Source organism: Microbispora rosea, from assembly GCF_044460045.1.
Taxonomy (GTDB): domain Bacteria; phylum Actinomycetota; class Actinomycetes; order Streptosporangiales; family Streptosporangiaceae; genus Microbispora; species Microbispora rosea.
Window position 1 is genome coordinate 16,700 of the sequence record NZ_JBITJO010000007.1, and the last position, 23,015, is coordinate 39,714.

The window sequence follows — 23,015 nt, forward strand, 5'->3', positions numbered from 1 at the left end:
GGGGGGTCGTGCGTGCGCCGTACACACCTGGTCGCGACGGTCGCGGCCGTGGGACTGCTCGCCGCCGCCTGCGCCGGCCGGCCCGCGCCCGCGACCGAGGTGGCCGCGCCGGGCGCCGTCGCGGCCGCCGCGACGACGTCCGCGGGCCCCAGCCCGTCGTCCCCCTCCTCGTCCGGCCCCACGCCCAGCCCGCTCGCGTCTGCCGGGCGCGGCGAGGGGACGGTCAGCGTGGTCGCGATCGACGGGTACGCCGAGTGGGGCGGCGTCGATCCCAAGGTCAAGTGGGTCGGCACGTTCGAGAAGGAGACCGGCTGCAAGGTCAGCCTGCGCTACTACGACCCGCGCCAGGAGGAGCGGCCGGGCGACTTCCCGCCGTCGTCGTTCGATGTGATCTCCGCGACGCCCGAGGTGGGCGGCCGGCTGATGGACGAGGGCAAGGCCGCCCCGCTCAACACCGGTCTGCTGGACGGCTACGACAAGATCCCCAAGCGGCTGCGCACGCTGCCGTCGGTCACCCGGGACGAGCAGGTCTACGGCGTGCCGTACGTGTGGGCGACCAACGAGATCCTCTACGACGCCGGCAAGGTCAGCCCCGACGGGCCGGAGTCGCTCTTCACCGACGAGGGGCCCGTGATGCTCCGGGACCGTCCGCTGTCGCTGGCCGACGCCGCGCTGGTGCTCAAGGCACAGGGCACGGACGTCGGCGAGGACATCAAGGACCCCTTCGACCTCACCGACGCCCAGCTCGACGCGGCTGCCGAGCTGTTCACGTCCGGCGACGACGGCCGCCGCGTCTTCTGGCGTGATCCCGTCGAGGTCGTCCAGGGCTTCGCGACCGGGTCCGTACGGCTCGCGCAGGCCACGCCGTACCACCTGGACGTGCTCAGGCGCGGGAACAAGCAGGTCAGAGCGCTGACGGACCGGCCGGTGACCGGATGGGCCGACGCGTGGATGATGTCGGCCGAGGCCCCGCATCCGTCGTGCGCGTACAAGTGGCTCGACTTCACGATGTCGGCGGACGTGCAGCGCAAGGTGTCCGCCTGGATGGGGCTTGCCCCGGCCAACCCGGAGGGGTGCACCGGCGCGGCCCGCCGGATCTGCGCGGACTACCGCGTCGGCACCTCCCAGGCGTTCCGGGGCGTCTACTTCGCGGTCCGCCCCAAGGACTACGACAAGTGGGCGGAGCGCTGGTCGCGCGTCGTGTCCTGACCCCTTGGGTGTCCTGATCCGGGTGTCCTGATCCGGCGAGGGCTACGGTCACTTCTGCTCGCCGGTGCCGTGCGAAACCCGGTCGGGGTGGGACCCGCGGGCATGGGGTGCTCGGGCATCCAGCGGCGGGCGGGCATCCAGCGGCGCGCGGGTGGGGAAGACCGTGCAGGCGAGCGGCCAGAACACCAGCCAGACCACCATGGCGAACGTCAGGCGGCCGGCCCATTCCAGGAGCGCCGCCGCGCGGTCGGAGTCGCCGACGACCACGACGCCGGCCAGCAGCAGGCCGCAGGCGACGGCCCAGCCGATCACGCCCTTGCCCCAGGCGCGCCATTCGTATCGGGCCCGCTCCCGGCCGTAACGCCTGCGCCGGTCAGGCGGCGGCCCTCCGGCGTAGCGGTGGGCGAACCTGACGTCGGCCCACCGCACCATGTCGTGGCCGAAGGCGACGGTGAAGCCCAGGTAGGCAGCGGCCAGCCCGTGCGTGAACTCCGCCCGGCCGCCGTCGCGGAGGTCGGCCACACTCGCGACGAGGAGGACCAGGTCGACCAGGGGGACGGCGAGCAGCAGCAGGCCGCCGAGCCGGCGCCTGCGCAGGAGATAACGCACGGCGAGCCCCGCGCCCAGCAGCACCCAGAACGCGACCTCGCAGGCGACGATCAGTCCGAACAGCATCCGGCCTCCTTTTTCGCACGGCGTGCTACAAACCTTTCTCGCCCATTGTGCTATAAAAAGCGCGCGGACGCGTGGTTGGAGGAGCTGTGCCGAAGATCGTGGACCACGGGGTGCGGCGCGAGGAGATCGCCGAGGCGTTGTGGCGGGTCGTGCGCAGGGACGGCGTGGCCGCCGCCACCGTCCGCAGCATCGCGGCGGAGGCCGGCTGGTCGCCGAGCGCGCTGCGGCACTACTTCTCCACCCAGGCGGAGCTGCTCGCCTTCGCGATGGAGCACGTCATCGCGCGGGCCCGCGCGCGTATCGAGACCACCGTCTACGACGGACCCGTCCGCGTCGCCGTACGCCGCCTGCTGGAGGAACTGCTGCCGATGGACGCGGAACGGCGCGCGGAGGCCGAGGTCTGGCTGCAGCTGGCCGCGCGCGCCCAGGGCGACCCGGCCGCCACCGACTGGTTGCGCCGCGCGGACGACGGGGTGGGGGAGGCGACGACCCTGGCCGTCCGCGCGCTCGCGGAGGAGGGGGAGCTCGCGGCCCATCGGGACGCCGAGTTCGAGGCGGCGCGGCTGCACGCCCTCATCGACGGTCTGACCGTGCACGTCCTGGCCCGGCCGGAGTCGATGTCTCCGGAGCGCATGAGCGCCGTGCTGGCCGCCCACCTGGACGATCTGGCGACCTGAGGAGGCGCACCAGGCCTTCCGTCGCGGCGCACCGTGCCTCCTGCTTTAGGCCACTATCGGCTGAAACTTTCCAGCTCTTACATCCCAGGTTTTCCGCCTTCTGGCGGAGCCGCCGCACCGTGAATTCCGTCCCCACCTGGCGATTCAACTGCGGCTTCTGCTCACTGTGCGGCGGCGATCCCAGGGTCTTCCACGGCGCACTGATCGGGTCTATTGACGGAGATCGTTGCGCTGAATAGCTTCCCGAGCAGGAAACGATCGGCATCGGTATCGGCAGCATCCCGGAAGTCACGGTGGGCCGCCTGAGGCGCAGTCCACCTCGGGCGCGTCATGTTAACGCTCACAAAACGAGGCGACGACACCGCTTGGCCGCCCCCGCGGTCACGCTCGGACCTTCAGGAGGATCGTTGCATTCCCCCATGCGCGTAAGCACGAAGGCGTGGCCGGCCGCGATGGCCGCCGCGATGGTGACGATGCTCGTGGCGGCGCTGGCATGGTCGGCGCCGGCGGAGGCGGCGGTGTCGTCGTTGGTCAGCGCCGCCTCGGGCCGGTGTCTGGACGTGGCGGGAAACAGCGACGCGCCGGGCACCGCCCTGCAGATCTGGGACTGCAACGGGCAGGCCAACCAGGCGTTCGAGTTCACCTCGGCCGGTGAGCTGCGGACGTTCACCGGCACACAATGTGTGGACGCCTACGGCGGAGGGACCTCGCCGGGCACGAAGGTGATCATCTGGTCGTGCAGCGGGCAGAACAACCAGAAGTGGCGGCAGAACGCCGACGGGTCGGTCACCGGCGTGCAGTCGGGTCTGTGCCTGGATGTGAACGGCAACGGCACGGCCAACGGGACCGCGGTCATCCTGTGGACCTGCAGCGGCCAGGCCAACCAGAGGTGGAGCACCGCCGGAGGCAGTCCCAGCCCGACGCCGTCCGCCTCCCCCACCCCGTCGCCGTCGCCGTCGCCGTCGCCTTCGCCGTCGAGCAGCCCGCCGACCGGTTCGAGCTCACGGCAGAAGGTCGACTTCGACCGGGGGTGGAAGTTCATCCGTTCGGATGTGACAGGGGCGCAGAACACCGGCTTCGACGATTCGCGATGGGTCCCCGTGGCGTTGCCGCACGACTTCGACGCCCCGTACAACGTGGGTGGCTCCACCGGCGGGCAGAACTTCTACGTGGGTGCGGGCTGGTATCGCAAGCACTTCACCGTTCCCTCGTCCTGGGGTGGCAAGCGCGTCGAGCTCGAGTTCGAGGGCGCGTTCTCGGTCACCGATGTGTGGGTCAACGGAACCAAGACAGGCACGCATCGGGGCGGCTATACGGGGTTCGCCTTCGACATCACCAACGCGATCCGGACCGGCGACAACGTGATAGCGGTGCGCGTGGACAACCGCTGGCAGCCGGACCTCGCCCCTCGGACGGGCGACCACCAGTTCAGCGGCGGCCTCTACCGTGACGTCTACCTGAACGTCACCGACAACGTCCACGTCACCTGGTACGGCACCTTCGTCACCACCCCGGCGCTCACCAACCCGGCCTGGGACACCGGCAACTCCGCGTACTACCGGAACATCGACCTGTCGCAGTATCCGAGCGAGACCGACCTGCGCGCGAACATCGCCGCCCGCCGTTCCAACGTCAGAGCGCAGACGGAGGTCCGCAACGACGGTTCCTCCGCGGTCGACGTGTACGCACGCCAGGAGGTGCGCAAGCAGGGATCGGCCGGCGTGCTGGCGACGTTCGACTCGCCCGTGCGGACGCTCGGCGCGGCGGCCACGACGACGCTCGACGCGCTGAGCGGATCCCTGGCGAACACCTCCGCCATGCTGCAGGGTCTCGACCTCTGGGCGCCGGACAACCCCGCGCTCTACACCGTGACCACATCGTTGGTGGTCGACCGCACCCCGGACGGGGCCGTCCACGACGGGGTCGTCGTCGACAGCTACGACACCACGTTCGGCTTCCGGAGCGCACAGTGGAAGGTGGACGGCTTCTATCTCAACGGTGTCAAGACGCTGCTCGTCGGGGCGGACGTGCACCAGGACCACGGCGGCTGGAGCAACGCCGTCACCAACTCGGGATTCGACCGCGACGTCCGCTACATCCGTGAGGCCGGGATGAACTTCATCCGGGGCTCGCACTACCCCCACGACCCGTCCTTCGCGGACTCCACGGACAGGCTCGGCGTCATGCTCTGGTCGGAGGCCACCTTCTGGGCGACCGCGACCGCCGGCAGGGAGCCCACGCCGAGCGGCACCGTCAACGACTACCAGGCGGACGGCTATCCGCAGAAGACGGCCGACCAGGCGGCCTTCGAGCAGAGCGCTATGGACGGCCTGCGCGACATGATCCGGGTCAACCGCAACCACCCCTCGATCATCAACTGGTCGATGGGAAACGAGGTGTTCTTCACCTCCTCATCCACGTTGAGCAACGCCAAGGCGCTGGTGAGCAAGATGCGCGACTACTCCCACCAGCTCGATCCGACGCGCAAGGCCGGGCTGGGTGGCGTGCAACGCAGCTCACTCGACCAGCTCTCGGTCTCTGACGTCGCCGGGTACAACGGCGACGGGGGGAAGATCACCAATACGTGGATGCCGAACGTCGTCTCGGAGTACGGGTCGTACACCTCCGATCGGCCCGGCACCTACGGTCCCACGTACGGTGACGTGGCGGATCCGTCCGACGGCACCAGGTTCAGGCTCACGACCGGAAGCGCCGGACTGGCCATCTGGGCGGGCTTCGACCATGGCACGATCATGAGCGCCGCCTTCGCCCGGATGGGCATGATCGACTACTACCGGCTACCGAAAGACCAGTGGTACTGGTACCGGGCCAACAAGTCGAGGTGGACAGGCATCACCGATGTCGCCGACCCCACGCCCGTGGCCCGCGAACAGTCCACGAGCGGGACGGCGACCCGGATGACGCTGGAGGCGGGGAAGTACTCCCCGACGACGATCACCGACGACGGCACCACGGACACCCAGCTCGTGGTGACGATGCGGAACTCGTCGGGCGCCTGGGTCAACGACACCCGCACCGTCACGCTGACCGTCACCAGCGGCCCGGGAATCCTGCCCGGCGGCAAGTCGTACACCTTCACCCCGAACGTCTCGGCCTTCAACGGGAAGGCGGCGATCGAGTTCCGTTCCTCCTACGCCGGCACGACCACCGTCACGGCGAAGTCGGCGGGACTGCCCGACGCCACCATCACGATCACGACCGTCGACACGGCCGGAGCGGCGGGTGAGACCGAGCCCGCCGGCTTCGGCAACTCGGCCCTCTGGGGCTGAACCGTCGCTCATCGCGCCTGTCGCGCTGCTCTGCGGCGGAGCGGCGGGGGGAGCGGCGGGGGTGGGCTGGGCGTCCAGCCGTGCCTGCTGGAGGATCGCCGTGGCCACGACGAGTCGGTGCTCATCGTCGGCCACGGCCCTCCGCCCGCGAACCGGGGTCAGGACATGGCCGCCCGGGAGCGGCGGGGCAGCGGCACCTTGCCCTCGGGGGCGGGCAACAGGGCTTCGGCGCAGTCGTCGCAGGCGTGGACGGGGGCGTTGTCGGGCAGCGTGCCGACCTTGATCCGGGGGCGGGGCCACTTCTTGTGGCAGACGACGCAGGCGTCGCCGTCGCGCTGCGTGATGGTGAGGCCGGCAGGGTCGAACGTCAGCATGAGCCGCTCGGCGCCGTTCGGGTTCCAGCCCATCAAAGTCCCCCCTCGATCGCCTATCGGAACCGTTATAACGCGGTTACCCTTCGTGATCGGCGCGAGTCGGGCCAAGCGATGGTTAAATCGAGGCATAACGCAAGCCGTACAACAACAAAAGGGACACCTCGGAACAGACCGGGTGCCCCTTTTGGTGTTTGTTAAACGTTCTGGTCCACGTTGAGCGCCTTTTCCAGAATGGTGAGGCCCTCCTCCAGCAGGTGGTCCGGGATCACCAGCGGCGGCAGGAAGCGCAGCACGTTGCCGTACGTGCCGGCGGTGAGCACGAGCAGGCCCTGCTCGTGGCACCTGCGCGCGATCTCCGCGGCCGGATAGGGCTCCTTGGTCCCCGGGACGACGAGCTCGACCGCGATCATCGCGCCGCGCCCGCGCACGTCCCCGACGATCGGGTTGTGCTCCTGGATGGCGCGCAGGCGGGGCAGCATGGTCTCGCCGATGTGCCGGGCGCGCTCGACGAGCTTGTCCTGCTCGATGGTCTCCAGCACGCCCAGGGCCGCCTCGCAGGCGAGCGGGTTGCCGCCGTACGTGCCGCCGAGACCGCCGCTGTGGACGTGGTCGAGCAGGTCGGCCCTGCCTGTCACGGCCGCCAGCGGAAGACCGCCCGCGATGCCCTTGGCGGTGGTGATGATGTCCGGGACGATGCCCTCGTCCTCGCAGGCGAACATGTGGCCGGTGCGGGCGAAGCCCGTCTGCACCTCGTCGGCGATGAAGACGATGCCGTTGGCGCGGCAGAATTCGACGATCTTCGGCAGGAAGCCGCGGGCCGGCTCGATGAAGCCGCCCTCGCCTGCGATCGGCTCGATGAGCACCGCCGCCACGTTCTCCGCGCCGATCTGCTTGCTGATCATGTCGATCGCCTGGGCCGCGGCCTCCTCGGCGCAGTTGTCCGGGCCGGTCGGCCAGCGGAACGGGTAGGCGAGCGGCACCCGGTACACCTCGGGCGCGAACGGCCCGAACCCGTGCTTGTACGGCATGCTCTTGGCCGTCAGCGTCATCGTCAGCAGCGTGCGGCCGTGGTAGCCGTGGTCGAAGACGACGACCGCCTGCCGTCCGGTGGCGTGCCGGGCGACCTTGACCGCGTTCTCGACGGCCTCGGCGCCGCTGTTGACCAGGAACGTCCGCTTCTCGTGGTCGCCGGGCGTGAGCGCGTTGAGCTTCTCGCACACCGTGACGTACGACTCGTACGGGGCGACCATGAAACAGGTGTGGGTGAAGTCGGCGACCTGCTTCTGCACGCGCTCGACGACCCGGGGGGCGGCGTTGCCGACGTTGGTGACGGCGATGCCGGAGCCGAAGTCGATCAGCGAGTTGCCGTCCGCGTCGACGATCACACCGCCGCCCGCGTGGGTCACGAAGACGGGCAGCGTGGTGCCGATGCCCGGAGGCACAGCGGACTGCTTGCGCGCGAACAGCTCGCGCGACCGCGGGCCGGGGATCTCGGTGACGAGGCGGCGCTCCTGCGGAAGCTGCGGGCCGCCGTGCGTGGTGGCAGTGCTCATATCTCCGACGGTACGGCCGTCACCGCCATCAGCCGATATGCCGCTATGTCAGAATGAAGGCGTACTTTTGGCCGGTGAGGACAAGCCGGCTGTCCGGGGAGAAAGACCGGCTGTTCGGGGGGAAGAGCAGTGCCACCCACGCTGCGCCGGATCACCGCGATCGTACCGCTCCACCTGGAGGTTCTCGCCGGGCGGGACGCTCTCGACCGCCCCGTCCGCTGGGTCGCGGTGAGCGAGCTGGAGGACCCCACGCCGTTCCTCGAGGGTGGCGAGCTGGTGCTCACGACCGGCATGCGCCTGTCCGGCGGCGACGCCGTGCCGTACGTGTCCCGGCTCGTGGCCCGCGGCGTCACCGGGCTGGGGTTCGGGGTGGGGCTGAGCCACGACGCCGTGCCGCCCGCCTTCGCCGAGGCGGCCGAGGCCGCCGGGCTGCCGCTGGTCGAGGTGCCGAGGGCCACCCCCTTCATCGCGATCGGCAAGGCCGTCAGCGACCTGCTCGCGGGAGAGCAGTACGAGGAGATCAGCCGCGCGTTCGCGGCGCAGGGCAGGCTCACCCGCGCCGCCCTCCAGCGGCAGGGGCCGGTGGCCGTGGTGGACCGGCTGGCCAGGGAGATCGGCGGGTGGGCGCTGCTGCTCGATCCCGCGGGCGCCGTACGGCACGCCGCCGACGCGACCGGCCGTCATGCCGGCCCCGGTGACAGGCACGCGGGCCCGGGTGACAGGCGGGCAGGACCCGGTGACAGGCGCGGCGCGGCGGGGGACTGGGCGGGCGAGGCGGCCCGGTCGCTCGCGCCCGAGATCGCCCGGCTGCGGAGCGCGCCGTCCCTGGCGAGCCTCGCCTTGTCGACCCCGGACGAGCACGTCGTGGTCCAGCCGCTGGGCCGGAGGGGGTTCTTCGCGGTGGGGTCGCCCCGGCCGTTCACGCCCGTCGCGCACACGGTCGTCAACGCCGCCGGGTCCCTGCTGACACTGGCGCTGGAACAGGGCAGGGAGCAGCGGTCGGCGGCGGCGCGGGTGCGGTCGGCGGTGCTCCGGCTGCTGCTGGCCGGTGAGACACGGGCGGCAGCGGAGACGCTGGCGGCCCTGGGCCTGCGGCTGCCGGGGGAGCCGGTCACGGTCCTCGCCTGCGACACCTCCGATCCCGAGGCGCTGACCGAGGCTCTGACCGGCGCGGCGCCCGGCCCGCGCGGCGCCTCCGCGGCCGTGACGACCTTCACCGCGTCCTGGGACGAGCTGCTCGTCGTGCTGGCCCCGGACGCGCACGCCGACGAGGTCGTCGCGCTGGCCGCACAGCACGGCCGGGTGGGTGTCAGCGTGCCCGGTGTGGAGATCGTCCGTTCCGAGAGCCGCGTGGACAGCCGCGTGGACAGCCGTGTGGAACCTGCCGCGGCCGGACCGGCGGACCGGGGCACGTCCCGCCCGCTTCCCGCCACCGGACCCGACCGCGTCTCCGATCGTGTTTCCGATCGCGTCTCCGACCGTGCCTTCGATCGGGGCCCCGACCGTCTCTCCGATCGCATCCCCGATCGCGGCCCCGACCGTGTCCCGGATAAGGCGCTCGCCGCCACCCTCGACCGGGCCCTCGACCAGGCGCGGCGGGCGCTCGTCTCGGCGTCGCCGGTGGCGCGCTTCAGCGAGCTCGCCGGGCGCGGGTTGTTGTCGCTGCTCGATCCCGCCGCCGCCGCGTCGTTCGCGGCGGCGATCCTCGCGCCGCTCCGCGAGTACGGCTCGCGCGCCGACCTGGTCGAGTCGCTGCGCGCCTACCTGGCCAGCAACGGCCACTGGGACGCCGCCGCCCAGCGCCTGGGCGTGCACCGGCACACGCTGCGATACCGGATGAAGCGGGTGAGCGAGCTGCTCGGGCGTGATCTGGACGATCCCGCGGTCCGGGCCGAGCTGTGGATCGCGCTGTGTCTGTGACGCCGGCCAGGTGTGCCTGGGACGCGGGTCAGGCCGAGGGGCGCGCGAGGAAGGCGCGGATGGCGGCCTCGGTGACGATCTCGTACGTCTTGCCGTCGGGCAGATGCCCGGCACGTTCCAGGCTGAGCGCGCCCTGAGCCGCGGCCCACAGGGTATCGGCGATCTTCCTCGGCTGGGTGGGCACGAGGTGACCTGCGGAGATGCAGTCGGCGATCACCCGGTCGACGATGTTGAGCGCGGCCCTCGCGAGCGTGCGGGCGCGCTCGCTCGGCACGAAGCCGGGGATGGCCCGCTCGAACATGAGGCTGTAGTAGCCGGGCTCGGCCAGCGCCGCCTCCCGGTAGGCCGGACCGAGCAGGCTCAGGTGCTCCAGCGGGTCGTTGCGCTGCGGCACGGCCTCCAGCCTGCGCCGGAACCGCTCGAAGCCCTCCAGGTAGAGCGCCTCGGCCAGGCCCTCCTTGCTGCCGAACATCGTGTAGATGACCTGGGTGGAGCAGCCCGCCTCGGCAGCGATCCTGCGCACGGTGAGGCTCTCCGGCCCGGCCCTGGTGAGCAGGTCGTTGGCGACGTCGAGGAGACGGGTGCGCAGCTCGTCGTAGTTGCTGCGATGGCCGCGTGCGTAGGCACCCTGAAGCCCGAGCGGCGCCGGCGTACCCATCAGCGACGAGCCCTTCTCATATTGGGGGTCCCGCGACAGACCCGGATGATGACTTAACCATGCCGCTCGACTTTCAAACCGCGATGAAACAGAAAACATCATGAAATTGCCGCGCATCTGTGACATCTGGGAAGTTGTCCATGATGGCGTGACGGGGGGCAGCGATTGGCCTGTCCGGAGTAGCGACCGGCTCGCACCAGGGGGCATAGCGTGAAGACATGGACGTAGGCCGCACTTCCGAACCCCGCCCCTTCTGGCTCGCCGGGCGTCCCGCGACGGGAGACGCCGAGCAGGCCGTGACCAATCCTCACGACGGCCGGGTCGTCGGCGTCCACTCGGTGCCGACCCCCGAGCAGGTCGAGCAGGCGGTGGCCGCCGCGGACGCCGTGCGCAAGCAGGCCGCCGCGCTGCCCATCCACGTACGCGCCGAGGCGCTGGCCCACGTCGCCCGGCGGCTGACCGAGCGCGCCGAGGAGATCGCCCGCCTGATCAGCGCGGAGAACGGCAAGCCGATCTTCTGGGCGCGCGGCGAGGTGGGCCGTGCGATCTCGACGTTCCGCTTCGGCGCCGAGGAGGCCCGCCGCTTCAGCGGCGAGGTGCAGCGGCTCGACACCGAGCCCGCGGCGCAGGGGCGCCTCGCCTACGTCTCGCGCGTGCCGTACGGCCCGGTGCTGGCGATCACGCCGTTCAACTTCCCGCTCAACCTGGTGGCCCACAAGGTCGCTCCCGCGATCGCCGTGGGCGCGCCCATCGTGGTCAAGCCCGCGCCCGCGACCCCGCTGTCGGCGCTCGTCCTCGGCGACATCCTGGCCGAGACCGATCTGCCCGAGGGCATGTTCTCCGTGCTGCCGGTGCCGAACGACCGGGCGTCCGCCCTGGTGGAGGACCCGAGGCTGCCGGTCGTCTCCTTCACCGGCTCCGGCCCGGTCGGCTACTCGATCATGGACAGCGTGCCGCGCAAGCACGTCACGCTCGAACTCGGCGGCAACGCCGCCGCGGTCGTGCTGGCCGACGCCGATCTCGACTGGGCGGCGAGCCGGGTGGCGCTGTTCTCCAACTACCAGGCAGGCCAGAGCTGCATCGCGGTGCAGCGGGTGATCGTGGAGGACGCGGTCGCCGACGCGTTCACCGACAAGCTCGTCGCCGCCGTCGGCTCGCTCGTGATCGGCGACCCCGCGGACGACAAGACGCAGGTCGGTCCCCTCGTCAGCGAGGCCGCCGCGATCCGCGTCGAGAGCTGGGTCGACGAGGCCGTCTCGGCCGGGGCGCGCCTGCTGGCGGGCGGCACCAGAGAAGGCTCGACCGTCGCCCCCACCGTGCTGGCCGACGTGCCCTCTGGCGCCAAGGTGGCCTGCGAGGAGGTCTTCGGGCCCGTCATGATCGTGCAGCGGGTCGCCTCGGTCGACGAGGCGTTCGCCGCGGTCAACGACTCCCGGTACGGCCTGCAGGCCGGGGTCTTCACCCGCAGCCTGGACGTCGCCTTCCGGGCCAACCGCGAGCTCGAGGTCGGCGGCGTCATCATCGGCGACGTGCCGTCCTACCGGGCCGACCAGATGCCGTACGGCGGAGTGAAGGAGTCGGGCGTGGGTCGCGAGGGGCTGCGCTCGGCCATGGAGGACTTCACCTACGAGAAGGTCATGGTGCTCACCGGACTCACGCTGTAGAACCAAGCGTCCGAGGGGCCCCGTTCAGAGGAGACTCAGCGCCTTGGCGAGGCCGGGGTCGCGGCCCTTGGCCAGGTCGAGGGCCGACATGGGGGCGTAGTGGTCGACGGGGACGCCGACGGTGTCGATGAGCTCCCGGGCCGGGCCGAGGTGCCGGACCCTGGGCAGCAGAAGCACGCTGTTGTCGTCGAGAAGGTAGGCCTCGGCCGGCCCGGAGACGGCCCCCGCGGTGCGGGTCCCGACCAGAGTGCCCAGGTCGTTGTCCTTCACGGCCGCGCTGAAGTCCTCGCAGGCCGAGGCGCACGCGCGGTCGGTGAGCACGACCAGGCGCAGCCCGAGCAGCGGGACCGAGTCGTCGGTGCGGTTGGCCGTGCAGTCGCCCCTCAGCGGGCAGAAGTAGCTCGTGACCTTGCCGTGCGCGAACGCGCCGAGCAGCCGGGTCACCTCGCGCGGCGACCCGCCGCCGTTGCCGCGCAGGTCGATGATCGCGGTCGTGGACGTGTCCTTCAGCGCGGCGATGACCTGGTCGGCCGCGCCCTCGAAGAAGCCGGGCACCTTGACGTAGGTGACGCCGCCGGGGAGCGCCTTCGACGTCACCGCCCGCTCCTGCTCTTCGAGGGGACCCTCCGTGAGTTTCACGGTGCGGACCCGTCCCGTCGTGGGCCGCTTCAGCGTGAGCCGTACGGTGCCGGAGGCGAACGCGTCGACGAGGCTCTGGTTCACCTTGTCCCCGATGAACGCCGGTATGCCGTCGACCTTCTCGACGATGTCGCCGGGCCGGACGCCGGCCCTGTCCGCCGGGCTGCCGGGCAGGACGCGGGTGATGAACAGGGGCGGCCGGGCGGCCGGATCCAATCGTGGGCCCTGCGCGGCCGACAGGCCGGCGATGCCCGTCCCCACCGGTCCGTCGCCCGACGGGGGAGTGATGCGCTCCACCCTGGCGTGGTCGTCGTGGAGCCCCGCGACCATGCCGGTGATCGCGGCGCGCAGCGCGTCCGGGTCGCCGGCGCCGACCATGCCGGCGAACGCGGCCCAGTCGGCGTCGCGGTTCCCCGTCAGCGCGGGCAGGCGGAGGCCGGGCCTGTCGGCCCCGCGCCGCATCAGCTCCTGGGTGTAGGCGGCGAGGGCGTCCCGCAGCAGGACCTTCGAGTCCAGCGTGGGCCCGCTGTAGTAGTTGTCCAGCACGCACTCGTACGCCTGCCGGAGCGTGTTCACCGACGTCGGCGGCGCGGACTCGGGCGGCGGCGCGGTTATCCGCGCACACGCGCCGCCCGTCGTGGCGTGCAGTGGCATGGTGCCGGCCCGCGCGGCGGGGGCCGGGAGGGAGGCGGACAGGGGGACGGCCGTCAGCAGGACGGCGGCGCAGAGAGCTCTGATCATGTCGGTCAGCGTGGCCGCCGGCGGGTTGCGCGGCCGTGAACGACACCGTTAACGCCGCTGTTACCCCGCTTCGGGTACCACGATCGCATGCGGATTCTCGTGGCCGAAGACGAGCGCGATCTGGCCGACCTCGTCGCGATGGGCCTGCGCCGCCAGGCCATGGCCGTCGACGTCGTGTACGACGGGGCGGCGGCGGCAGAGCGGCTGGCGGTGAGCGACTACGACGTCCTCGTGCTCGACCGCGACCTGCCCGGGCTGCACGGCGACCTCGTGTGCCGTGAGCTGGTGGCGCGCGGGAGCCGTACGCGGATCCTGATGATGACGGCGGCGTCGTCGGTGCCGGAGCGGGTCGCCGGGCTCGGCATGGGAGCCGACGACTACCTGCCCAAGCCCTTCGACTTCACCGAACTGGTCGCGCGGGTGCGGGCACTGGGACGGCGCAGCCGGGACCAGGTGCCCCCGGTGCTGACCCGGCACGGGATCGTGCTCGACACGCATCGGCTCCAGGCGTCCAGGGACGGCAGGCATCTGCATCTGTCGCTCAAGGAGTTCGCCGTCCTGGAGGTGCTGATGCGGGCGGAAGGCGCCGTGGTGAGCGCCGAGCGGCTCCTGGAGGAGGCGTGGGACGAGAACGCCGACCCCTTCACGACCGTGGTGCGGGTCGTGGTGAGTCGCCTGCGCGCGAAGCTGGGCGACCCGCCGTGCGTCCAGACCGTCCCCGGCGCCGGATACCTGCTGTGACGACGGTCCGGGTACGGCTGACGCTGATCTACTCGGGGCTCTTCCTGCTCACCTCCGTCGTGCTGCTGGTCATCGTCAACTCGCTGTTGCGGCTGGCGCTGCACGCGCGGATCGAGCGCTTCTCCCCGCCTCCCGTGGGAGAGGCCCCGGCGGCCCCGGCCGCCCCGCTCCTCGGGTCGGAGGTGGAGCGGCTCCCGCCCCTGTCCGAGCTGGCACGGGACCTGATCCACTATCAGTGGGACGTGAGCGCGCTGGCGATCGGAGCCCTGACCCTGGTGTCGGTGGTCGTGGGATGGGTGGTCGCGGGGCGGATCCTGCGGCCTGTCCACCGGATCACCGCCACCGCGCAGCGGCTGTCCCTGTCCACTCTGCACGAGCGGATCGCCCTCACCGGGCCGCGCGACGAGCTGAAGGACCTGGCGGACACCTTCGACGCCATGCTCGACCGGCTGGAGCGTTCCGTCGAGGGGCAGCGGAGGTTCATCGCGAACGCCTCCCACGAACTGCGGACTCCGCTGGCCGTGCAGCGGACGGCGATCGAGGTCGGCCTCCCCGAGGACGTCGGGGAGATCCGCGACACGCTCCTGCTCCACAACCACCGCATCGAGGGCCTCATCGACGCCCTGCTGGTCCTCTCCCAGGCCGAGCACGGCCTGGAGAGGCGGAGCCCGGTGGCCCTGGACGAGGTCGTACGGCTGGTCCTGGCGGAGGCGGACCGCGGCGAGGTGACCGTCACGGCGCGGATCGAACCGTTCACCGTCCACGGCGACCCGGTCCTGCTCAGTCGGCTCGTCACCAACCTGGTCGACAACGCCGTGCGCTACAACCACCCCGGCGGCGCCGTCGAGGTGACGCTCGCCGGAGGCGTGCTGACGGTCCGCAACACCGGTCCCGAGGTGCCGGCCGAACGCTTCGGCGATCTCTTCGCGCCCTTCCGGCGCCTGCACACGACGCGAGGGCAGGGCGCCGGGCTCGGGCTGTCGATCGTCGCGTCGATCGCGACGGCGCACGGGGCGGCCGTCCGGGCGCGTCCGAATCCCGGCGGCGGCCTCGAGGTGGCCGTTACGTTCCCGGCGGGCGTCACATGCTAGGACAAGGGGCGGGGGCGCAGGCCGTCGAAGAGGACGTCGAGGGCGCGACGGCGCAGTTCGTCGCTCCACTCGTCGCGTTCGGCCGCCAGGCACACCCCGCACAGCAGGGCCAGCAGTTCGGGCGTCCGGAGGTCGGGCCGCACCGCGCCCGCCTCCTGCGCGGCCGTGAGCAGCCGCCCGATCGCCTGCCGCATGTCGCGGCTGACGTCGGCCGTCCCGGCCTTGGGGTCGACGCCGGCCTCGGAGAGCAGGTCGGCGGCGGTCTTCTTCTGGGCCGCGTGCACCACGATCCGCTCGAGGAACGTGAAGAAGGCCGTGCCCGGATCCGGCGACGGCCTGTCCGCCTCCGCGAGGAGCCGTCGCGTACGGTCGACGATCACCGCCTGGTAGAGCGCCTCCTGGGTGGGGAAGTGCCGGTAGATCGTGCCGAGCCCCACCCCTGCCTCCCCGGCGACCGCGCGCACGGACGCGGATGTCCCTTCGCGGGCCAGCACGGCTTCGGCCGCCTCCAGGATGCGCTCCCGGTTGCGCTGCGCGTCCGCACGCCGGGGCCTCACTTCGCCGGTCATCGTCCTCCTCGTCGCGTTTGACACCCGGAACACGTGTTCCGTATCGTCCCGAATCAACCGGAACAGATGTTCCTGATACTACGGGAGGATACGTGATGGAGTACGCAACGCTCGGCCGGTCGGGACTTCGGGTCTCCACGGCGGGCCTCGGCACGATGAACTTCGGCGCCCCCGGAGGCTGCGACGAGACGGAGGCCACCCTCATCGTGGACGCCTTCCTTGAGGCGGGCGGGAACGTCATCGACACCGCCGACGCCTACACCGGCGGCGAGGCGGAGCGGATCGTCGGGCGGGCCGTGCGGGGAAGGCGGGACGAGGTGGTGCTCGCCACCAAGGCGTTCCTGCCGCAGGGGTCCGGTCCCAACGACCGCGGGCTGTCCCGGGCCCACCTCACCAGGGCGCTGGAGGACAGCCTGCGCCGGCTCGGGACCGACCACATCGACCTCTACCAATGCCACCATTGGGACGACTCGACTCCGATCGAGGAGACCATGGCGACTCTGGACGGATTCGTACGGTCGGGCAAGGTGCGGTACATCGGCTGCTCGAACTTCACCGCGGCCCAGATCGTGGAGGCCCAGTGGGCCGCGCAGCGTGTGGGCGGGACGCCGTTCGTCAGCCTCCAGCCGGAGTACTCGCTGGTGGCCAGGGGCATCGAGGTGGAGATCCTGCCCGTCTGCCTGCGGCACGGGCTCGGCACGCTCGTCTGGTCGCCCCTCGGCGGCGGCGTGCTCAGCGGTCGTTACCGCAGCGGTGAGACCCCCGGAGCCGACACCCGGCTGGGGCGGCTCATGGCGTCGCCCATCCCCGCGGCCCGTACCTGGGCCGAGGGCTTTCTGACCGAGTCCAACCTCGCGATCGCCGGGCACGTCGCCGACGCCGCCGCGGAGCTCGGCGTCGCCCCGGCGACCGTGGCGCTGGCGTGGGTGCGGAGCAGGCCGGAGGTGACCTCGGTCATCGTCGGCCCGCGCACGCTCGACCAGTTGCGCGGCAACCTCGCCGGGGTCGAGCTCGTCCTGCCGTCCGACGTCGCCGCCCATCTCGACGAGATCTCCCGCTGAGGGACGCGAACGGCGGCGCCGGGTGTACGAGACCCGGCGCGGGGCAGCGGGACGTCCGCGGACATGCTGGCCGAGTGAACGGGACGCCTGAGATGCCGGAAGTATCACCGCAGGTAGGGGAGCATCCCGACGGAGTCGAGCTGCTGCGCCGTACGCCGGGGCTGATGGTGCTGGACGACGATGACGACGATCCCGTCCTCGTGCGCGCCGACGGCGGCCCGGTGGACACCTGGCGCGAGCACTACCCGTACGACCACCGCATCTCCCGGCAGGAGTACGACCGGCACAAGCGGCTGCTGCAGATCGAGCTGCTGAAGCTGCAGTATTGGCTGAAGGACACCGGCGGCCGCCTGGTCATCCTGTTCGAGGGACGGGACGCGGCCGGCAAGGGCGGCACCATCAAGCGCTTCATGGAGCACCTCAACCCCCGAGGCGCGACCGTGGTGGCGCTGGAGAAGCCCAGCGAGCGCGAGCGTGGCCAGTGGTACTTCCAGCGGTACGTCGAGCACCTTCCGGCCGCCGGCGAGATCGTGCTGTTCGACCGGTCCTGGTACAACAGGGCCGGAGTCGAGCGGGTCATGGGCTTCTGCACTCCTGAGGAGTACATGGAGTTCATGTACCAGGCGCCGCTGTTCGAGCGGATGCTCGTGCGCGACGGCATCCGCCTCGTCAAACTGTGGTTCTCGGTGTCGCGGGCCGAGCAGCGCACCCGGTTCGTCATCCGCCAGGTGGACCCCGTGCGGCAGTGGAAGCTGTCGCCGATGGACATCGCCTCGCTGGACCTGTGGGACGAGTACACCCGGGCGAAGGAGGACATGTTCCTCAGCACCGACACCGAGGACGCCCCCTGGACGATCATCAAGAGCAACGACAAGAAGCGCGGCAGGCTGGAGGCGATGCGCTACGTCCTGTCCCTGTACGACTACGACGACAAGGACGCCTCCGTCGTGGGCGAGCCCGACCCTCTGATCGTCCGGTCCGCCGCCGACATCGTGGACGAGGACAACGCCGAGCCGCTGTCGCCGTTCTGACCCTCAGCCGGCCCTCCGTCGCGGGCGGGGGCCGGCCCCGGCCCGTCGTTCGTCATGCCCGCTCGGCGGTGCGGAACAGGTCGCGTACGGCGGAGCCGAAGTAGGGGCCGTACATCGTGCGGTGGTCGTTGCTGTACTTGAAGCTGCTGACGGACGTCAGCGTGCCCCTGCCGGAGGCCGGGTCGAAGCCGCTGAGCCAGGGCCCGCCGCTGGCCCCCGCCGTGAGGTCGCAGCGCAGGCCCTGGTCGCGGGTCTGTCTCTGCGGGTCGGCGTGGGGGACGCCCGCGCAGTACAGCAGCCGCTCGCCGTCGTAGGGGGGATCCGCGGGGAACCCGAAACCGTAGGTCCGGCGTGCACGGGGCGGGTCGAAGGCGATGGGCTGCCCGCCCACCAGGTCGGTCAGGTGCTGGCCGTCCAGGTCGTCCACGGCGACCATACCCACGTCGTAGTCGTCGTTCCCGGACCGCGACCAGGGCCCGGCGACGAACATCCGCCGTGCGGGGAAGGCGCCGTACGGCTGCCGCCCGTCGTCGTATCCGGGGACGAAGGTCCAGTTCTCCGCCCAGTCCCCGGCGCCGTCCTTGACGCAGTGCCCGGCGGTGACGACGAGGTCCCTGTTCGCGCTGCGCACGGCGCTGGCGGAGCAGGAGAAGTCCACGCCGTTCAGCGTGAGGAAGACCCTGCCGGTGGTCCTCGTCACGGAACCGCCCGCCGCCCAGCGCGTGCCGGTCGTGGTCGCCGGCATCGCCGCCGCCTGCCGGGTCCTGGCCGTCCTGCTCGTGTTACCTGTTGTGCTCGTCGTGGCCGTTCCGGTGGACCTGCGCGCCGCCTGGCCGGGGGCGAGGACCGCTCCGGCGGCCGGCAGCAGGGCGGCGTGAGCGACGGGCGGCAGGGCGGTCCGGGCGACGGGCGGCAGCACCGATCCCGAGGGAGCGGCCGGCGGCAGCACCGATGGGGCGCCGGGCCGGCCGGTCGTGATCTTCTGCAGGCCCCCCAGCAGCCCGATCGGGACCGCGCCCGCCATCCGCTGCGGCGTCCAGTAGGTGCCGGCGGCGTGCCCGGCGACGTGTTCCACGACGTCTCCCACCGGGGAGACCCCCCGGGCGGGGACTCCCGGGAGTCCGGTGAGGAGGGCGGTGACGGCAAGCAAGGGGAGGCTCGGAGTCATGGCTCCCGAGTGTGGACCACCTCGCGTGTTCTTGCGGCTACTTTCCGTGAATCAGGTGAGGGCGGTCTTCTGGGCCGTGTTGTAGACCGCCTCGGCCTCGGGGCCGAAGTAGGGCCCGAACATCCAGTAGGAGGCGAAGTTGTACTTGAAGCTGTTCACCGAGTTGAGCAGGCCGCTGCCGGTCCTCGTGTCGAACCTCACGAACCAGGGGCCGCCGCTGGCGCCGCCGGTCATGCCGCAGCTCAGCCCCTGGTCCTGGGAGCTGAGGTAGTCGTCGAACGTGCGCCCGCCGCAGTAGACCAGCCTCGATCCGTCGTACGGCGCGCCGGCGGGGTAGCCGAACGCGTACGTCTGCTGCCCGCGCGGCTGGTTGAACGCGACGCCCTGGCCGCCGACGACGTCGGTGAGGCTCTTGCCGCCCTGGGGCGCGACGACGGCGGCCGCGACGTCGTAGTTCATGTTCTCGCCGGAGTTCCACTGCGCGGTGGTGAGCAGGGTGGTCGCCGGCCAGGTGCCGTTCGGCCGGTCGCCCTGGTCGTAGCCGGGAACGAAGACCCAGTTGGCGTGGAAGGCGCCGTTCAGCTTCACGCAGTGCCCCGCGGTGATGACGACGCTCTTGTTGGCGCTGGTGACGGCGGTGCCCGAGCAGGAGGCGTTCCGCCCGGCGTCCGACCCGGCCGTGACCGTGAAGAACACCCTCCCCGTCGTCTTCGCCACCGTCCCGCCCGCCGTCCAGGACGAGCCCGAGGTCTGCGACGAGACGCGGGCCGCGGCGGCGGACGTCGAGGCGGACGTTGTGGCGGCGCTCAAGGTGGAGGCGCTCAGGGTGGAGGCGCTCAGGGTGGGGGCGACGATGGCGGGGCGCGCCGCCGAGGCGCTGGCCGACGCCGGGGCCGACGCCGTGGTCGGCGCCTCGGCGGGCGTGGATCCGGTCGCGGATCCGGTCGTCGATCCGGCCGCGGCGAAGTGCCGGTCGCCGGCGCCGGGGGCCTCCAGCGGCTCCGCGGCCTCCATGCGCGCGACGGTCCAGAACTTCTTCACCGTGCGCTGTTCCGTCGCCGTGTCGGCCGCCTCGTGCACGGCGGGCCTTGGGCCTGCGGCCGACCGCGCGGCGGTTCCTGTCGCGGTCGCCGCAGCGCCGTTTGCGGCGGGGAGCATCACCCCCGCCGCGGCGAGGGCGGGGACCGCGAGAACGGCGAGACGTCGTGCCCTGGGGTGCATGCCTGGCTACCTCCGTGTCGGGATGTCCTGACGCGGGAAAGTAGCGACGCCTTCAACCGGATTTCTCACGATCTGCCTATACGGTTATGGGCAGATTCGGGCATATATGTGCTTGTTTCTCCTCAGCATCTTTGTGCGCAGCGCCCGTCTCCCCGGCTCCGGCCGTTTCCCGTACGGGCGCGTGCCGTTGCGGGCCCGCGGGCCGTCTCGGAGACAATGAGGGGATGAGTTCCCAATCCCTGCCGCAGCCCCGGTCTGTCGTCGTGCTGGGTTCGACCGGCTCCATCGGCACCCAGGCTCTCGACGTCGTCGCCAACGCCCCCGGACGGTTCCGCGTGACCGCGCTCGCCGCGGGCGGCGGCCGGGTCGACCTGCTGGCGAGGCAGGCGGCCGACTTCGGCGCCGAGGCGGTGGCGGTCGCCGACCCGGCGGCCGTGCCGGCGCTGCGCGAGGCCCTGGCGGCGGCGGGCGCGCGGGCGAGGGTGCTGGCGGGCCCCGAGGGGGTGGCGGAGGTCGCGGCCTCACCCTGCGACATCGTGCTCAACGGCATCACCGGGGCCCTGGGGCTGACCTCCACGCTCGCCGCGCTGGAGGCGGGCCGGGTGCTCGCGCTGGCCAACAAGGAGTCGCTGATCGTGGGCGGTCCGCTGGTCAAGCGCCTGGCGGGGCCGGGGCAGATGATCCCCGTGGACTCCGAGCACTCCGCGCTCGCCCAGTGTCTGTGGGCGGCCGGACCGGGCGGGGCCGACCCGGCGGCCGTACGGCGGCTGGTGGTGACGGCGAGCGGCGGTCCGTTCCGGGGCAGGAGACGGGCCGAGCTGACGGACGTGACCCCCGAGATGGCGCTGAACCACCCGACCTGGAGCATGGGGCCGGTCATCACGGTGAACTCGGCGACGCTCGTGAACAAGGGCCTGGAGGTGATCGAGGCCCATCTGCTGTTCGACATCGGGTTCGACCGGATCGAGGTGGTGGTCCATCCGCAGTCGATCGTCCACTCGATGGTGGAGTTCGCCGACGGCTCGACGATCGCGCAGGCGAGCCCGCCCGACATGCGGCTGCCGATCTCGCTCGCGCTGGCCTACCCCGAGCGGGTGCCCGGCGCGGCGCGGGCGGTCGACTGGACCACGGCCCACACCTGGACCTTCGAGCCGCTCGACGACGAGGCGTTCCCGTCGGTCGCGCTGGCCCGTCACGTGGGCGCCCTGGGCGGCACCGCGCCGGCGGTCTACAACGCGGCGAACGAGGTGTGCGTGGAGGCGTTCCTGAAGGGCGCCCTGCCGTTCCTCGGCATCGTGGACACCGTGGAACGCGTGGTGGCCGCCCACACCCCCGGCCCGGCGGCGTCCGTGGAGGAGGTCCTCGCGGCGGACGCGTGGGCGAGGGCGCGGGCGGCCGAGCTGACGAGCTGAGCCCCTGGCGCGACCCGGGTCAGGCGGGCCGCGCCACGGGCGGACGGGTCAGGCCGTCGAGCAGCTCAGCGTCGGGGAACCGCTGCTCGATCCGTTGGCCAGGAAGCCGAACGTGGTCGAGGCGCCGGCGCCCACGCTGCCGTTGTAGCTCACGTTCCTCACACTGATCTCGCTGCCGGACTGGCTGAGCGTGCCGTTCCAGACCTGTGTGATCGTGCTGCCGCTCGGCTGGGTCCACCTGACCGCCCAGCTGCCGATGGACGAGGAGCCGGCCGTCACCGTCACCTCACCCTGGTATCCGCCGCCCCACGAGCTGACGACCTTGTAGGTGGCGGAGCAGGCTCCGCCGTTGCCGCCGGGGGTCGGGCTCGCCGAGGGGCTGACCCTCGGGCTCGGCGAGGTGTTGGGGGAGGTGCCGGGCGACGGAGAGACGCGCGGGCTGGGGGACGGGGAGACGCGCGGGCTGGGGGACGGGCTCGGGTTGCCCGTGCCGACGCCGGTCACCTCGCCGTTGCCGCCGTCGAAGACGACGTCGGAGCAGCTGTAGAACGTCTCGTTGCTGTCCGAGCGCTGCCACACGGTGTAGATGATGTGGCGGCCGCTCTTACCCGAGGGCAGGTGGGCGTTCCAGTAGTAGTGGCCGTCCTCGGTGCCCACCGAGCCGACGCTCGGCGGGTTGGTGACGCTGTCGAACGGCGTCGACTCCAGGTCGCTCCACGCCAGCGCGCGGGTCGGGCTCCAGGAGTCCTTGGTGATGTACGACCGGAACGTGCCGGGGTGCGCGGCCCACTTGTTGTACTTGAACTCGACGGTCGCCCCGGAGGTCAGGTGGGTGACCGGCCAGTCGTCGCGGGCGAGGTCGAAACCGCTGAAGTCGTAGACGACCGCGCCGCCGCTGCACAGCTGCCCGTCCGGGATGAAGCCGGACATCCGGCCCGCGCCGTCCGAGCGCAGCACGGCGAACCAGTTGTACAGCGCGTTGGTCCCGCCCTTGGCGACCGCGGCCGCGCAGGCGGGGTTCTTCGGCTGGATGGCTCCGCTTGAGGTCGTGCCGTCCTTCCAGCACAGGTAGGTGCGGCTGCCGGGCATCATCGGGGCGCCGTGCGCGGACGCCGGGGAGGCGATCACGACGGCGGAGACGAGGGCGGACAGCGCGGCGACGATCAGGCCGATCGTCGCTGTCGACAGTTTTCTTCGTGGTCTACCCACGGGCTACCCTTTCGCGTGGTCATGGCTGCCGCACTCGTGGTGCAGCACGGCACCGCCGACGGCGCGAGCACGTCGGCCCGGGGGGACAGCCGTTTGACTTACCGACCAGGTG

The 23,015-nt window shown here is 71.7% G+C and carries 19 protein-coding genes; 10 read left to right on the plus strand and 9 right to left on the minus strand.

Features of this window, described 5'->3' with window-relative positions:
• The first annotated feature begins 12 nt into the window (after positions 1–12).
• Positions 13–1,209 carry an extracellular solute-binding protein gene (locus ACIBK1_RS27545; protein ID WP_396738620.1) on the plus strand — a complete coding sequence of 399 codons (1,197 nt, stop codon included), beginning with the start codon at positions 13–15 and terminating at the stop codon, positions 1,207–1,209.
• 48 nt (positions 1,210–1,257) lie between these two features.
• On the opposite strand, the gene ACIBK1_RS27550 is transcribed toward ACIBK1_RS27545, so the two are convergent.
• Positions 1,258–1,884 carry a hypothetical protein gene (locus ACIBK1_RS27550; protein ID WP_396738622.1) on the minus strand — a complete coding sequence of 209 codons (627 nt, stop codon included), beginning with the start codon at positions 1,882–1,884 and terminating at the stop codon, positions 1,258–1,260.
• A gap of 86 nt (positions 1,885–1,970) precedes the next feature.
• Here ACIBK1_RS27550 and ACIBK1_RS27555 point away from each other — a divergent pair, with 86 nt between their 5' ends.
• Both ACIBK1_RS27555 and ACIBK1_RS27560 read left to right on the plus strand, forming a co-directional pair.
• On the plus strand, positions 1,971–2,561 hold the full coding sequence (locus ACIBK1_RS27555; protein ID WP_030512003.1) for a TetR/AcrR family transcriptional regulator: 591 nt from the start codon (positions 1,971–1,973) through the stop codon (positions 2,559–2,561).
• Between the two features lie 419 nt (positions 2,562–2,980).
• A complete protein-coding gene (locus ACIBK1_RS27560) occupies positions 2,981–5,851 on the plus strand; it encodes a lectin (RefSeq protein ID WP_396738624.1) in 2,871 nt (956 codons plus the stop codon).
• Between the two features lie 158 nt (positions 5,852–6,009).
• On the opposite strand, the gene ACIBK1_RS27565 is transcribed toward ACIBK1_RS27560, so the two are convergent.
• On the minus strand, positions 6,010–6,258 hold the full coding sequence (locus ACIBK1_RS27565) for a hypothetical protein (protein ID WP_030512001.1): 249 nt from the start codon (positions 6,256–6,258) through the stop codon (positions 6,010–6,012).
• 161 nt (positions 6,259–6,419) lie between these two features.
• Entirely contained in the window at positions 6,420–7,778 is a 1,359-nt protein-coding gene (gene gabT / locus ACIBK1_RS27570) for a 4-aminobutyrate--2-oxoglutarate transaminase (RefSeq protein WP_030512000.1), read from the minus strand.
• 129 nt (positions 7,779–7,907) lie between these two features.
• Between gabT and ACIBK1_RS27575 the strand changes: the two genes are divergently transcribed.
• Positions 7,908–9,698, plus strand: coding sequence for a PucR family transcriptional regulator (locus tag ACIBK1_RS27575; RefSeq protein ID WP_396738626.1), 1,791 nt, complete (start codon positions 7,908–7,910; stop codon positions 9,696–9,698).
• A 28-nt stretch (positions 9,699–9,726) separates the two neighbouring features.
• On the opposite strand, the gene ACIBK1_RS27580 is transcribed toward ACIBK1_RS27575, so the two are convergent.
• Positions 9,727–10,356, minus strand: a complete 630-nt coding sequence (locus ACIBK1_RS27580) for a TetR/AcrR family transcriptional regulator (protein WP_396726699.1) — start codon at positions 10,354–10,356, stop codon at positions 9,727–9,729.
• Positions 10,357–10,574: 218 nt separating this feature from the next.
• Here ACIBK1_RS27580 and ACIBK1_RS27585 point away from each other — a divergent pair, with 218 nt between their 5' ends.
• A complete protein-coding gene (locus tag ACIBK1_RS27585) occupies positions 10,575–12,020 on the plus strand; it encodes an aldehyde dehydrogenase family protein (protein WP_030511997.1) in 1,446 nt (481 codons plus the stop codon).
• A gap of 24 nt (positions 12,021–12,044) precedes the next feature.
• Here the strand turns inward: ACIBK1_RS27585 and ACIBK1_RS27590 are convergent, their stop codons facing one another.
• Positions 12,045–13,400, minus strand: coding sequence for a S41 family peptidase (locus tag ACIBK1_RS27590; protein ID WP_396738628.1), 1,356 nt, complete (start codon positions 13,398–13,400; stop codon positions 12,045–12,047).
• An 87-nt stretch (positions 13,401–13,487) separates the two neighbouring features.
• Here ACIBK1_RS27590 and ACIBK1_RS27595 point away from each other — a divergent pair, with 87 nt between their 5' ends.
• Positions 13,488–14,141: a response regulator transcription factor gene (locus ACIBK1_RS27595; RefSeq protein WP_030511995.1), complete on the plus strand. Its 654-nt coding sequence runs from the start codon at positions 13,488–13,490 to the stop codon at positions 14,139–14,141.
• Entirely contained in the window at positions 14,138–15,232 is a 1,095-nt protein-coding gene (locus ACIBK1_RS27600; protein WP_396738630.1) for a HAMP domain-containing sensor histidine kinase, read from the plus strand. Before ACIBK1_RS27595 ends, ACIBK1_RS27600 begins: the two co-directional genes overlap by 4 nt.
• On the opposite strand, the gene ACIBK1_RS27605 is transcribed toward ACIBK1_RS27600, so the two are convergent.
• Positions 15,229–15,801, minus strand: a complete 573-nt coding sequence (locus ACIBK1_RS27605) for a TetR/AcrR family transcriptional regulator (protein ID WP_396738632.1) — start codon at positions 15,799–15,801, stop codon at positions 15,229–15,231. The two genes, ACIBK1_RS27600 and ACIBK1_RS27605, sit on opposite strands and share 4 nt — an antisense overlap.
• A 95-nt stretch (positions 15,802–15,896) precedes the next feature.
• Here ACIBK1_RS27605 and ACIBK1_RS27610 point away from each other — a divergent pair, with 95 nt between their 5' ends.
• Both ACIBK1_RS27610 and ppk2 read left to right on the plus strand, forming a co-directional pair.
• Positions 15,897–16,862 carry an aldo/keto reductase gene (locus ACIBK1_RS27610; protein ID WP_396738634.1) on the plus strand — a complete coding sequence of 322 codons (966 nt, stop codon included), beginning with the start codon at positions 15,897–15,899 and terminating at the stop codon, positions 16,860–16,862.
• Positions 16,863–16,954: 92 nt separating this feature from the next.
• Positions 16,955–17,893 (plus strand): polyphosphate kinase 2, encoded by a 939-nt coding sequence (gene ppk2 / locus ACIBK1_RS27615; protein ID WP_081904006.1) that lies wholly within the window; start codon positions 16,955–16,957, stop codon positions 17,891–17,893.
• 52 nt (positions 17,894–17,945) lie between these two features.
• Here ppk2 and ACIBK1_RS27620 read toward each other — a convergent pair whose 3' ends face one another.
• Entirely contained in the window at positions 17,946–19,061 is a 1,116-nt protein-coding gene (locus tag ACIBK1_RS27620; protein WP_030511990.1) for a trypsin-like serine peptidase, read from the minus strand.
• Positions 19,062–19,112: 51 nt separating this feature from the next.
• Positions 19,113–20,282, minus strand: coding sequence for a trypsin-like serine peptidase (locus ACIBK1_RS27625; RefSeq protein ID WP_030511989.1), 1,170 nt, complete (start codon positions 20,280–20,282; stop codon positions 19,113–19,115).
• 224 nt (positions 20,283–20,506) lie between these two features.
• On the opposite strand from ACIBK1_RS27625, the gene dxr reads away from it, so the two are divergent.
• Complete coding sequence (gene dxr, locus ACIBK1_RS27630; protein ID WP_030511988.1) at positions 20,507–21,694, plus strand: 1-deoxy-D-xylulose-5-phosphate reductoisomerase; 1,188 nt, start codon at positions 20,507–20,509, stop codon at positions 21,692–21,694.
• Between the two features lie 48 nt (positions 21,695–21,742).
• Here dxr and ACIBK1_RS27635 read toward each other — a convergent pair whose 3' ends face one another.
• A complete protein-coding gene (locus ACIBK1_RS27635) occupies positions 21,743–22,903 on the minus strand; it encodes a lytic polysaccharide monooxygenase (protein WP_208865592.1) in 1,161 nt (386 codons plus the stop codon).
• Positions 22,904–23,015 lie beyond the last annotated feature (112 nt).